General features: G+C 40.2%; 16 protein-coding genes. 15 read left to right on the top strand and 1 reads right to left on the bottom strand.

The window, feature by feature from the left end; translation table 11 throughout:
• The first annotated feature begins 27 nt into the window (after positions 1–27).
• From A6J84_RS05780 to A6J84_RS05710, 15 genes are all read left to right on the top strand, one after another.
• Positions 28–588, top strand: a complete 561-nt coding sequence (locus A6J84_RS05780) for a mechanosensitive ion channel family protein (protein ID WP_001150569.1) — start codon at positions 28–30, stop codon at positions 586–588.
• A gap of 57 nt (positions 589–645) precedes the next feature.
• Positions 646–1,554, top strand: a complete 909-nt coding sequence (locus tag A6J84_RS05775; protein WP_000899715.1) for a magnesium transporter CorA family protein — start codon at positions 646–648, stop codon at positions 1,552–1,554.
• A gap of 17 nt (positions 1,555–1,571) precedes the next feature.
• Positions 1,572–2,099 carry a YqeG family HAD IIIA-type phosphatase gene (locus A6J84_RS05770; RefSeq protein ID WP_000963747.1) on the top strand — a complete coding sequence of 176 codons (528 nt, stop codon included), beginning with the start codon at positions 1,572–1,574 and terminating at the stop codon, positions 2,097–2,099.
• A gap of 2 nt (positions 2,100–2,101) precedes the next feature.
• Positions 2,102–3,208: a ribosome biogenesis GTPase YqeH gene (gene yqeH / locus A6J84_RS05765; RefSeq protein WP_095726227.1), complete on the top strand. Its 1,107-nt coding sequence runs from the start codon at positions 2,102–2,104 to the stop codon at positions 3,206–3,208.
• A gap of 213 nt (positions 3,209–3,421) precedes the next feature.
• Positions 3,422–3,733, top strand: coding sequence for a ribosome assembly RNA-binding protein YhbY (yhbY, locus tag A6J84_RS05760; RefSeq protein WP_049501124.1), 312 nt, complete (start codon positions 3,422–3,424; stop codon positions 3,731–3,733).
• Between the two features lie 52 nt (positions 3,734–3,785).
• Positions 3,786–4,415, top strand: a complete 630-nt coding sequence (locus A6J84_RS05755; RefSeq protein ID WP_095726226.1) for a nicotinate-nucleotide adenylyltransferase — start codon at positions 3,786–3,788, stop codon at positions 4,413–4,415.
• Positions 4,415–5,008, top strand: coding sequence for a bis(5'-nucleosyl)-tetraphosphatase (symmetrical) YqeK (yqeK, locus tag A6J84_RS05750; protein ID WP_095726225.1), 594 nt, complete (start codon positions 4,415–4,417; stop codon positions 5,006–5,008). The genes A6J84_RS05755 and yqeK overlap by 1 nt, the downstream gene beginning before the upstream one ends.
• On the top strand, positions 5,009–5,362 hold the full coding sequence (gene rsfS / locus A6J84_RS05745) for a ribosome silencing factor (protein WP_095726224.1): 354 nt from the start codon (positions 5,009–5,011) through the stop codon (positions 5,360–5,362).
• Positions 5,363–5,681: 319 nt separating this feature from the next.
• Positions 5,682–6,422 (top strand): class I SAM-dependent DNA methyltransferase, encoded by a 741-nt coding sequence (locus tag A6J84_RS05735; RefSeq protein ID WP_002879593.1) that lies wholly within the window; start codon positions 5,682–5,684, stop codon positions 6,420–6,422.
• Positions 6,423–6,431: 9 nt separating this feature from the next.
• A complete protein-coding gene (locus A6J84_RS05730; RefSeq protein WP_095726223.1) occupies positions 6,432–7,529 on the top strand; it encodes a nucleotidyltransferase in 1,098 nt (365 codons plus the stop codon).
• A 132-nt stretch (positions 7,530–7,661) separates the two neighbouring features.
• On the top strand, positions 7,662–7,916 hold the full coding sequence (locus A6J84_RS05725; RefSeq protein ID WP_000388572.1) for a type II toxin-antitoxin system Phd/YefM family antitoxin: 255 nt from the start codon (positions 7,662–7,664) through the stop codon (positions 7,914–7,916).
• Between the two features lie 3 nt (positions 7,917–7,919).
• Positions 7,920–8,174, top strand: coding sequence for a Txe/YoeB family addiction module toxin (locus tag A6J84_RS05720; RefSeq protein ID WP_095726222.1), 255 nt, complete (start codon positions 7,920–7,922; stop codon positions 8,172–8,174).
• A 203-nt stretch (positions 8,175–8,377) separates the two neighbouring features.
• Positions 8,378–8,890 (top strand): P-loop NTPase fold protein, encoded by a 513-nt coding sequence (locus A6J84_RS10235; RefSeq protein ID WP_225904247.1) that lies wholly within the window; start codon positions 8,378–8,380, stop codon positions 8,888–8,890.
• Complete coding sequence (locus A6J84_RS10230; RefSeq protein WP_225904246.1) at positions 8,868–9,719, top strand: hypothetical protein; 852 nt, start codon at positions 8,868–8,870, stop codon at positions 9,717–9,719. The genes A6J84_RS10235 and A6J84_RS10230 overlap by 23 nt, the downstream gene beginning before the upstream one ends.
• A gap of 134 nt (positions 9,720–9,853) precedes the next feature.
• The gene (locus tag A6J84_RS05710) at positions 9,854–11,467 is read left to right on the top strand and encodes a ribonuclease Y (RefSeq protein ID WP_095726221.1); all 1,614 of its coding nucleotides are present in this window, start codon (positions 9,854–9,856) and stop codon (positions 11,465–11,467) included.
• Positions 11,468–11,534: 67 nt separating this feature from the next.
• Here A6J84_RS05710 and A6J84_RS05705 read toward each other — a convergent pair whose 3' ends face one another.
• The gene (locus tag A6J84_RS05705) at positions 11,535–12,362 is read right to left on the bottom strand and encodes a DUF4839 domain-containing protein (RefSeq protein WP_095726220.1); all 828 of its coding nucleotides are present in this window, start codon (positions 12,360–12,362) and stop codon (positions 11,535–11,537) included.
• Positions 12,363–12,589: the final 227 nt, after the last annotated feature.

Here is a 12,589-nt window from a genome sequence, read left to right as displayed (position 1 = left end):
TGGTATAATAGGGAAAAGGAGTTTTATATGCAAGATTTTTTTCAACGCTATTTTGATAAACTTGATTTAACAACCATATTAGAGAATCTCTTGACCAAGGTGATTTCTCTTTTGATTTTGTTTTTACTATTTTATATAGCTAAAAAGATGCTTCATGCGACTGTACGAAAGATTGTCAAGCCCTCACTTAAATTTTCCAATCGAGATGCAGGAAGGCAAAAGACCATTTCTCGTTTGCTAGAGAATGTCTTTAACTACATTCTTTATTTCTTCTTGCTCTACTGTATCCTGTCTATTTTAGGTTTGCCAGTTTCGAGCCTCCTTGCTGGTGCGGGGATTGCTGGGGTGGCCATTGGTATGGGGGCGCAAGGCTTTCTATCTGATGTTATCAATGGCTTCTTCATTCTTTTTGAACGCCAGCTTGATGTGGGTGATGAAGTGGTTCTCACAAATGGACCGATTACCGTTTCTGGAAAGGTCGTTAGCGTAGGGATCCGTACAACGCAACTGCGAGGTGACGATCAAGCCCTCCACTTTGTTCCCAATCGTAATATCACCGTCGTCAGCAATCTATCTCGTACTGAATAGGCCGGCTATTTTAGCAGATTTGTGGTACAATAGAAGGAGTTTGGTAAAGGAGAGAGTATGCTATTTGTAGAGAAAAAATTAGGTCACGATTGTACATGGATAGACCTTGATGTGGACAAGATTAAAAACATGGAAGACCTTTCGGATGTCTATGGATTGGACAAGGAAACCATTGAGTATGCTCTGGATAGAAATGAGCGTGCCCACATGGACTATCACCGTGAAACGGGAACGGTAACCTTCATTTATAATGTTCTTGACTTAGAAAAAGACAAAGAATATTATGAAGCGATTCCGATGACCTTTATCGTTGAAAAACAACGGCTGATCACAATTAGCAATCACAAGAATAGTTATGTGATTAAACGTATGGCAACCTACCTTGAAAGCCATGAAGTTGTTTCAATCTACAAATTTCTTTTTGCCAGTTTAGAGATTATAAGCAATGCTTATTATCCAGTTATTGAAGAAATGGATAAAAGTAAGGATGAAATCAGTGCACTTCTTCGTCAAAAAACAACTAAAAAAAATCTTTTTGCCCTCTCTGACTTGGAAACTGGTATGGTTTACCTGACAGCAGCTGCCAAACAAAATCGTCTCCTCTTGGAACATATCCAAGGGCATGCTCTTTATCGCAATTTTAATGAGGTAGAAAGAGAGCAGTTTGACGATGCCATGATTGAAGCACATCAGTTGGTTTCGATGACAGACTTGATTTCTCAAGTTTTGCAACAACTCTCAGCCTCTTACAACAACATCCTAAATAATAATCTAAATGATAATTTGACAACTTTGACAATTATCTCAGTCTTGCTAGCTATCCTTGCGGTTATTACAGGATTCTTCGGAATGAATGTTCCCTTACCGTTTGCAGATGAACCAAATGCTTGGATTTATATTTTGATAGCTAGTCTCATTTTATGGGTAGTCTTAGCCCAATATTTAAAGAATATTGCTAGAAATTAAAAAGAAAAGGAGCCAGAATGGCGATTGAAAATTATATGCCAGATTTTGCTGTGGAAGCAGTTTATGATCTGACAGTCCCAAGCCTGCAAGCGCAGGGTATCAAGGCTGTTTTGGTCGATCTGGACAATACCCTCATTGCTTGGAACAACCCTGATGGGACGCCAGAGATGAAGCAATGGCTACATGACCTTCGGGACGCAGGCATTCGCATCATCGTGGTCTCAAATAACACCAAAAAACGAGTTCAACGTGCAGTTGAGAAATTTGGGATTGATTATGTTTATTGGGCCTTGAAGCCTTTCACATTTGGGATTGACCGTGCCATGAAGGAATTCCACTATGAGAAAAGTGAAGTGGTTATGGTAGGAGACCAGCTTATGACAGATATACGAGCAGCCCACCGTGCAGGCATTCGCTCGATTTTAGTCAAACCCTTGGTCCAACACGACTCCATCAAAACGCAGATTAACCGAGCTCGCGAGCGCCGTGTCATACGAAAAATCACTGAAAAGTACGGACCGATTACATATAAAAAAGGAATTTAACTATGGAAGAAATTCTCTGTATTGGATGTGGAGCAACCATTCAGACGACAGACAAGGCTGGACTTGGCTTTACCCCCCAGTCGGCACTTGAAAAAGGTTTGGAGACTGGCGAAGTCTATTGCCAACGTTGTTTCCGTCTCCGTCACTACAATGAAATCACGGATGTCCAGTTGACAGACGATGATTTTCTCAAACTCTTGCACGAGGTGGGATACAGTGATGCCTTGGTGGTCAATGTCATTGATATCTTTGACTTTAATGGCTCTGTCATCCCAGGCTTACCACGTTTTGTATCGGGCAATGATGTCCTCTTGGTGGGAAATAAAAAAGATATCCTGCCCAAGTCAGTTAAGCCAAGCAAGATTAGTCAGTGGCTCATGGAACGTGCCCACGAAGAAGGGCTTCGTCCAGTAGATGTTGTCCTGACTTCAGCCCAAAACAAGCATGCAATTAAGGAAGTTATTGATAAGATTGAGCATTATCGTAAGGGCCGCGATGTCTACGTAGTTGGGGTAACCAACGTTGGAAAGTCAACCCTTATCAACGCTATTATCCAAGAAATCACAGGTGACCAGAATGTCATCACGACGTCACGCTTCCCAGGGACAACCTTGGACAAGATTGAGATCCCGCTTGACGACGGGTCTTATATCTACGATACACCGGGGATTATCCACCGCCACCAGATGGCCCACTACTTGACGGCTAAAAACCTCAAGTATGTCAGCCCTAAAAAGGAAATCAAGCCAAAAACCTATCAGCTTAACCCTGAACAAACCCTGTTTCTAGGTGGTCTCGGACGCTTTGACTTCATATCAGGAGAAAAGCAAGGATTCACAGCCTTCTTTGACAATGAACTCAAACTCCACCGTACCAAGCTAGAAGGCGCTAGTGCCTTTTATGACAAGCATCTGGGAACTCTTCTCACACCACCAAATAGCAAAGAAAAAGAAGATTTTCCAAAACTAGTCCAACATGTATTTACCATCAAGGACAAGACAGACCTAGTCATCTCAGGACTCGGCTGGATCCGCGTAACAGGCACCGCCAAAGTCGCCGTCTGGGCACCAGAAGGCGTCGCCGTCGTCACACGCAAAGCAATCATTTAAACACAGAAAGGAAAGAGTTATCTGGATTAGGGCGAGCTCTGCGAGCCCATAACGAATACTTTTCGCCGTGGTGTCAGTTGGTACAAGGAGTTGTACCAACTGCGGAAAATTTGAGACCTTAGGCTCAAATTTTAGTCATGAAAGTCCGAAGGACTTTGCTGACGTCCGTCACCACTTCAGAAAAGTATTAAAAGAAACTCTTTTAAAGAAATTATGTCATTAACATCAAAACAACGTGCCTTCCTCAACAGCCAGGCACACACCCTCAAACCCATCATCCAAATTGGAAAAAATGGTCTCAACGACCAAATCAAGACCAGCGTTCGTCAAGCTCTTGACGCGCGTGAATTGATTAAGATTACTCTCTTACAAAACACAGATGAAAACATCCACGAAGTAGCTGAAATTTTGGAAGAAGAAATCGGAGTGGATACTGTCCAAAAAATCGGACGCATTTTGATCTTGTTTAAACAATCCAGCAAGAAAGAAAATCGCAAGATTTCTAAAAAAGTTAAAGAAATCTAAGACCGAAACTCCAAACAACTGTTTTTACAGAGAATTAAAGGAAGACGAGCCTATGGCAATCGAATTATTGACTCCCTTTACCAAGGTAGAGTTGGAGCCAGAAATCAAGGAGAAAAAACGCAAACAAGTCGGGATTTTAGGCGGAAATTTTAACCCTGTTCACAATGCCCATCTTGTTGTGGCGGACCAAGTACGACAACAGTTGGGACTAGATCAGGTCCTGCTTATGCCCGAATACCAACCACCTCATGTAGATAAAAAGGAAACCATTCCCGAGCACCATCGGCTCAAGATGCTTGAGTTGGCGATTGAGGGGATTGAAGGTCTGGACATTGAAACCATTGAGTTAGAGCGTAAGGGCATTTCCTACACCTACGACACCATGAAGATTTTGACAGAGCAACATCCAGATACGGATTATTACTTCATTATCGGGGCTGATATGGTGGACTATCTGCCTAAGTGGTACCGAATTGATGAGCTGGTCGACATGGTTCAGTTTGTAGGGGTTCAGCGTCCACGCTACAAGGCAGGGACTTCCTATCCAGTTATCTGGGTGGATGTGCCTCTCATGGACATCTCGTCCAGCATGGTGCGTGACTTCATTGCCCAAGGTTGGAAACCTAACTTTCTCCTACCTCAGCCAGTGCTAGACTACATCGAGAAGGAGGGGCTTTACTGATGGCATACCAAGACTATATCAACTGCTCCCGCGAGGCTTTGTTGAAAAAAATGGCAGAGCTTCTGCCTGAAAAACGTTTAACCCATTGTTTGGGGGTGGAGCGTGCAGCCATAGAGCTTGCGAAACGATTCGGAGTCGATACTGAGAAAGCGGGTCTAGCAGGCCTTCTTCACGACTATGCTAAAAAACTGTCAGATCAGGAATTTCTAGACTTGATTGACCGTTATCAGCTAAACCCTGACCTTAAAAACTGGGGCAATAATGTCTGGCATGGTATGGTTGGCATCTACAAGATTCAGGAAGATTTGGATTTGCATGATCCTGAAATCCTGCGAGCTATTGAAATCCATACAGTCGGAGCTGGTCAGATGACCAATCTTGATAAGGTAATCTACGTCGCAGATTATATCGAACACAATCGTGCCTTTCCTGGAGTGGATGTGGCGCGTGAAATTGCTGAGCTATCGCTCAATAAGGCAGTGGCTTACGAAACAGCGAGAACTGTGGAGCATCTAGCTCATCAGGGATTCCCCATCTATCCCCAAACCCTTGAAACCTATAACGCCTTTGTGCACTATTTGAAAGAGGACTAAATGAACGAAAAAGAATTACTAGAACTAGTCGTGAAAGCGGCTGATGAGAAACGTGCGGAGGATATCCTTGCACTTGATGTACAAAATTTGACCAGCGTGACAGACTACTTTGTTATCACTAGCTCGATGAATAGTCGTCAGTTGGACGCTATCGCAGATAATATCCGTGAAAAAGTAGCGGAAGCAGGCTTTAAAGGCAGCCATGTTGAAGGTGATGCAGCTGGAGGCTGGGTCTTACTGGACCTTGGTGGTGTTGTTGTGCATATCTTTTCAGAAGAAATGCGTGCCCACTATAACCTAGAAAAACTATGGCATGAGGCGGATTCTGTAGATATTTCAGAAGCTCTTGCTTAGAAGATGAACTCAGTTGTAGTCAACTGGGTTTCTTTGCTTATTTTAGAAAATTGATAGAAAGGTAAAGGGCGTCGTGTTTTGTTCATCTCGAAACTGAACACGAGCTAAAAGCTGCGAGAAAAAGAGTAACTTCCTTTGTATCTGACGATACAGCAGAAAGTTTCCTATTTTCTCTTAGCTTTTAACGCTTTTTGTATCTTAGAAAGGATTTGAACCCGTCCTGTAATCGTCGGAAAATAGACAGCCTTCCTTGGAGCTCGGCTCCATCGTCAAACTCCTAATTTTCATTCCGATTACGGGCGGACTTGGTATCATGAATATGGCTACTTATGAAACCTTTGCGGCTGTTTACGATGCTGTGATGGATGATAGTTTATATGATAAATGGACGGATTTTTCGCTACGTCATTTGCCTAAGACCAAGGAGAGAAAGAAGCTTTTGGAATTGGCTTGTGGAACAGGTATCCAGTCTGTGCGCTTTTCTCAGGCTGGCTTTGATGTGACAGGACTTGACTTGAGCGCGGATATGCTGAAGATTGCGGAGAAAAGAGCTACTTCAGCCAAACAAAAGATTGATTTTATAGAGGGCAATATGCTGGATTTATCCAAGGCAGGTAAGTACGACTTTGTCACGTGTTATTCGGACTCTATCTGCTACATGCAGGATGAGGTGGAGGTAGGAGACGTCTTTAAGGAAGTGTATAATGCCCTCAATGAAGACGGAGTCTTTATCTTTGACGTGCATTCAACCTACCAGACGGATGAGGTTTTTCCAGGCTATTCTTATCATGAAAATGCGGAAGATTTTGCCATGCTTTGGGACACCTATGAGGACGAAGCTCCTCACTCCATCGTGCATGAGTTGACTTTCTTTGTTAAGGAAGCGGACGGTTCCTTTAGTCGCCACGATGAAGTGCATGAGGAGCGTACATATGAAGTCTTGACCTATGATATCTTGCTGGAACAGGCCGGCTTTAAGTCTTTCAAACTCTATGCGGACTTTGAGGACAAGGAGCCGACAGAAACCAGCACCCGTTGGTTTTTTGTCGCGCAGAAGTAGGAGAACATTATGACCATCACAGGTATTATCGCGGAGTTTAATCCTTTTCATAATGGGCATAAATACCTGCTGGATCAGGCGAAGGGACTGAAAATCGTTGCCATGTCTGGGAATTTCATGCAGCGTGGAGAGCCTGCTATCGTGGACAAGTGGACACGGGCTCAGATGGCGCTTGAAAATGGAGCAGATCTGGTAGTGGAATTGCCCTTTTTAGTCAGTGTTCAGGCGGCAGATTTCTTCGGTCAAGGGGCTGTGGATATCTTGGTGCGGTTAGGTATTGATAGCATAGCTTTCGGGACAGAGGAAGTTCTGGATTATCAGAAAATTGCTGACTTATACACAGAGCAAGGTACTGAGATGGAGAAATTTGTGGAAAATCTGCCTGATTCTCTCTCTTATCCCCAGAAAACCCAAGCCATGTGGAAGGAATTTGCAGGTCTAGATTTTTCAGGCAAGACGCCCAATCATGTTCTAGCTTTGGCCTATGCCAAGGCGGTTGCGGGACGTAGAATCAAACTCCATCCGATTCAGCGTCAAGGAGCTGGCTATCATTCTGTGGACAAGGAAGTGGACTTTGCCTCAGCGACAGCTCTTCGTCAGCATCAATCAGACCAAGATTTCTTAGAACGCTTTATGCCTTCTCTTACCCTCTTTGAGCAGGCGAGTAAGGTGAGCTGGGATGATTATTTTCCCTTGCTCCGCTATCAAATTTTGTCAAATCCAGATTTAACAACGATCTATCAGGTCAATCAAGAAATGGCTGTGCGCATCAAGGAAGCTATCAAGACGGCTCAGTCTGTTGACGAATTGGTCGAGGCAGTTGCGACCAAGCGTTATACCAAGGCGCGTGTCAGACGCCTCTTGACTTATATTTTGGTGCAGGCCAGAGAAAGCGACTTGCCAGAAGCCATCCATGTTCTTGGCTTTACTGAAAAAGGCAGACAACACCTCAAATCTCTGAAAGAGCAGGTCCATCTAGTCAGCCGAATTGGCAAAGAACCTTGGGATGCTATGACGCAAAAGGCAGACCAGATTTACCAACTAGGACAGCCAAGTATGGCAGAGCAGAATTTTGGCAGAGTGCCCATTAGAATAGAAACAAACTAAGTCTACTGAAAAGTAGGCTTTTTTAGAAGATTTTCGAATAAATAGATAGAAAAGAAAAATCTTGTACAAGTTCCTGACAATTTCTTTCTTTTTGTGTATAATAGTGGAAAAGAGGTAAAACGAGGTATGGTTATGGAAGCAGTTCTTTACTCAACATTCCGAAATCATTTAAAGGACTACATGAAAAAGGTAAACGATGAATTTGAGCCTTTAACGGTGGTCAATAAAAATCCAGATGAGGATATTGTAGTCCTTTCAAAGAGCGAGTGGGATAGTATTCAGGAAACCCTGAGAATCGCTCAAAATAAGGAACTTTCCGACAAGGTCTTGCGAGGAATGGCTCAAGTTCGTGCTGGAAGCACTCAGGTACATGTGATTGAGGAGTAATGGATGTTGCTCAAGTTTACAGAAGATGCCTGGGCAGATTATTGCTACTGGCAAAACCAAGATAAGAAGACATTAAAAAGAATCAATAAATTAATCAAGGATATTCAACGCGATCCTTTTGTAGGAATGGGGAAACCAGAACCACTCAAGTATGACTATCAAGGAGCTTGGTCACGTCGCATTGATGCAGAAAATCGCTTGATTTATATGATGGATGGGGATAACATCGCTTTCTTGTCCTTCAAAGATCATTACTAAGTCTACTGAAAGGTAGGCTTTTTTATTTTAGAAATTTTAGATAGGCAATTGAAGATAAAATTTTTTGGAGAATGATAGACTTCCTAAGTTAAAAAATCAGTGAGAAATTATTAGTATAATAATTAGATTCTTATCCCTTGAATCCGCTTAATAACTCTTATTTTGTGGTATAATCATGATAATATAGATTAAAAGAGGTATATATGAAAAATACAATGACGAGGATTCTTAATTTTATTCTGAATTTCAAACCATTGAAATATTTATTGAAAAGACCATCATGGAGTAGTAATGTTAGAGTTGTTGAGTGGTATAAAATATTTATAGCCAGTATATGGGTACTATATCTTGCGCTGGAGATTGAACAATTTAAACGCTTTGCTTTACCTATCTATAAATTTGTATCTAATTATAATTTTTTAAAAGATATTATTTCGATTTTGTATGCGAATCGTGTAATAATATTGTTAGCACTGACTATACCAACAATACTATTCTGGTTTTTAGACATAATTTTTAAAAAAGTTAGTTATAAGAAACTGGACCCAGAGCTATTTCCGGAATATGACTTGGGTGACTATCCTTTTCAAACTCATCTGGTGGAGTTTTTAAATAGTTCAGATTCTATTCATAATGTCTTCTGGTTGGATGGTTCTTGGGGAAGTGGGAAAACATTTTTTATAAAGACGTTTTTTGAAAATCAAATTTACAAATAGTAAGGAAATAGAATCAACAAAGAAATATCTCATTGATAATAAATTTAAGCTGAATCATAATAGAATGGTATCTACAGGAGAAGTCATAGATAACATTTTGAAAAAGAGTAAATTGAGAGATGATGACTTTGGGAAAATGTTATCATTGATTTTTAAAATTTATTATGTAGATATAGAGGAAAGAGTTGTACAAGATAAAAATAATAATTCAAAAGCAAAAAAACCAAATCTGAGAGAGTTCCAGAAGTCGTTAGAAGAACTTTCAAATAAAACTGATAATAATGAGAAAGCAGACTACATTATTAAGTGGATGAATGGTTGCGAGGAAACAGAGAGTATTCTAGTATTATTTTTTGAATCTTATAAGCGTTTTAATTGGATAGACAAATATAACAAGTTATTTGAGTCTGAAGGATATTTTCATTTTGAAATGTTAGCAAAGATTGTAGATTTTAATATTGAAGATCTTATAGAAATTTCAGATGATTTTTCGAACATAGATAAAAAATCATATAATAAGAAAAAGGCCTATCTTTCTCAACTTTTATCGTGTTTATGGGAGATAGGGTTAAGAGATTTATTTTTATCAGAAGAAACCGAGGATGTATTTTATCGTAACGGTAATCATTCTGGTTATGATATAGAGGAACGTCTAGTTGAAATATACTATGATGTTTTAGACAATAATATAAAAGATAATTATACAATTAATGACAGGGAGAAATTAGAAGCCCCAGAATATCAGAACTTTATAAAAAAATATCTACCTTTGGAATCGAAGGGGCAAATCACAATTAATCACATTCCATTATATGAATTAATACAATAGAGCTTAGAATTAGATGGCTCTTTGTCTAAATTTCAATAGAAACTCTTCAATTTGGGTTTGTGAAAATTGTTTTTTTATGATAGAATATTAAGGAATGTATGTCATTCGATAAACAAATTTAATGAGGTAAAAACATGGAAATCATGACACTTGCGATTGCTGTTTTTGCCGTCATCATTGGTTTAGTCATTGGATATGTCAGCATCTCAGCTAGGATGAAATCATCTCAAGAGGCTGCAGAGTTGATGCTTCTAAATGCTGAACAAGAAGCAACTAATTTACGAGGACAAGCTGAGCGCGAAGCGGATTTATTGCTAAATGAAGCCAAGAGCGAAAGCAAGTCTCTTAAAAAAGAAGCACTATTGGAGGCCAAAGAGGAAGCCAGAAAATACCGTGAAGAAGTGGACGCTGAATTTAAGTCAGAACGTCAGGAGCTCAAGCAAATTGAAAGTCGTTTGACGGAGAGAGCTACGAGCCTTGACCGTAAGGACGACAATTTGACGAACAAAGAAAAAACACTTGAACAAAAAGAACAAAGTATTTCTGATAGAGCAAAAAACCTTGATGCACGTGAAGAGCAATTAGAGGAAGTCGAAAGACAAAAAGAAGCTGAACTTGAACGTATCGGTTCCCTTTCCCAAACTGAGGCTCGAGATATTATCTTGGCTCAGACAGAGGAAAACTTGACCAAGGAAATTGCTAGCCGCATTCGTGAGGCTGAGCAAGAGGTGAAGGAACGTTCAGACAAGATTGCGAAAGATATCTTGGTTCAGGCTATGCAACGTATCGCTGGTGACTATGTAGCAGAATCAACAAACTCGACAGTTCACCTACCAGATGATACCATGAAGGGGCGCATTATCGGTCGTGAAGGTCGAAACATTCGTACCTTTGAAAGTTTGACAGGGGTTGATGTCATTATCGACGATACGCCAGAAGTGGTAACCTTGTCAGGATTTGATCCGATTCGTCGTGAAATTGCTCGTATGACCATGGAAATGTTGCTCAAGGACGGCCGCATCCACCCAGCTCGTATCGAGGAGTTGGTGGAGAAAAACCGTCAAGAGATTGACAATAAAATCCGTGAATATGGTGAGGCTGCTGCCTATGAGATTGGTGCGCCAAACCTCCATCCAGACTTGATGAAGATCATGGGACGTTTGCAGTTCCGTACTTCATATGGACAAAATGTCTTGCGTCATTCGATTGAAGTTGCCAAGTTATCTGGTATCATCGCCAGTGAACTTGGTGAAAATGCAGCTCTTGCCCGTCGTGCTGGATTCCTTCACGACATCGGGAAAGCTATTGACCGCGAGGTTGAAGGTAGCCACGTTGAGATTGGTACGGAATTGGCTCGTAAGTACAAGGAACACCCAGTTGTGGTGAATACCATTGCTAGCCACCACGGCGATGTGGAAGCCGAAAGCGTCATTGCAGTGATCGTTGCTGCAGCAGATGCCTTGAGTGCAGCGCGTCCAGGTGCTCGTAGTGAATCTCTTGAAAGCTACATCAAGCGTCTCCATGATTTGGAAGAAATCGCCAATGGCTTTGAAGGAGTGCAAAATAGCTTTGCCCTTCAAGCAGGACGTGAAATCCGTATCATGGTTAATCCAGGACAAATCAAAGACGACAAAGTCACAATCTTGGCTCACAAAGTTCGTGAGAAAATTGAAAACAATCTCGATTACCCAGGAAATATCAAGGTAACCGTGATCCGCGAACTTCGTGCAGTAGATTATGCTAAATAAAAAAATGAAATCAGATAAAAATCTGATTTCATTTTTTTATTATTACTAAACAAGAGATATTAACCATTTATCTAGGCGAGACCTCAATTGGAGATAAGTAAATTAAATCTTGTGTGGCATTATAGGCTCCAACTTTGGCCTTTATATGAACATTTTGTCCTTTTCTGATATTTTCACCATTGAATGGTTTGAAAACAGGGTTAGAAATAAGGTTAATTTCAATAAATTTAAAATTAGGTCCAGTTGCTTCATCAGGATGATAATCTCCAGAATGAATAAGGATATCATACTTTGACTTCACCTTAGCTAAATCAGCAAAATTTCCATCAAATTCAATCGTTTTACCTTTATATTTTTGTACAAAATCTGTTATTGTACTTTGGTCCTCTGTTTGTAGCAGCGCTTGAAATTCGGAGTTGTTTTCTATGGTAATTGTTGAAGATTGTGAGGGGCTAGTTGACGAAGTTTCTACAGAGTTCGATGATGAACTAGTTGAACTAGATTGGCTACTTGAACTTGTTGAGGATTCTTTAGAGGTAGATGAAGGTTTAGTAGTTTTTTCAGTAGATTTTTCTGTAACCGAACTAGGATTTGTAGACGAAGACAAAGAAGTAGACGAATTAGATTTGTTATTTTGGCTTACTCCAATTAAGATAAAAAATAAAATTAAAATAACAAAACCTCCAGCACTCAAATACGGAGCCAATTTCTTTAATTTGAGTTCCTTCGCAGTTAAAGGTGTTATTTCTACCTCAGCTTCTTTTTCAAAAAAACCAAAGATTCCAGCTTGGCCTTTTTCAATAACGTGTATATGAGCATCTTCTTTTTTGAGGTTTAAATCTAATAAACCATTTTCGATTGCCTCATCAACAGATTTTCCTTTATAAACTCCCATAAAAATCTCCTTTTTAATATTATTATTACAATTATCTCTTAAATAGAATAAAATAGCAAGTCTTTTTATATGTAATTCCTTTTTTTGATACTACTTTATGCTAAATAAATAAGAAAGAGCAGTTGAAATATTACTGCTTTTTTGTTACACTAGATAGAAAGACTGTAGAAGGATAACTGACGCTATCATCAGTATCCGAGAGAAATTTCACTTTATTTCACAGACTA

Origin of the sequence: Streptococcus sp. FDAARGOS_256 (assembly GCF_002289235.2) — a bacterium.
Lineage (GTDB): Bacteria > Bacillota > Bacilli > Lactobacillales > Streptococcaceae > Streptococcus.
This window is presented reverse-complemented; position numbering and strand designations above follow the sequence as displayed.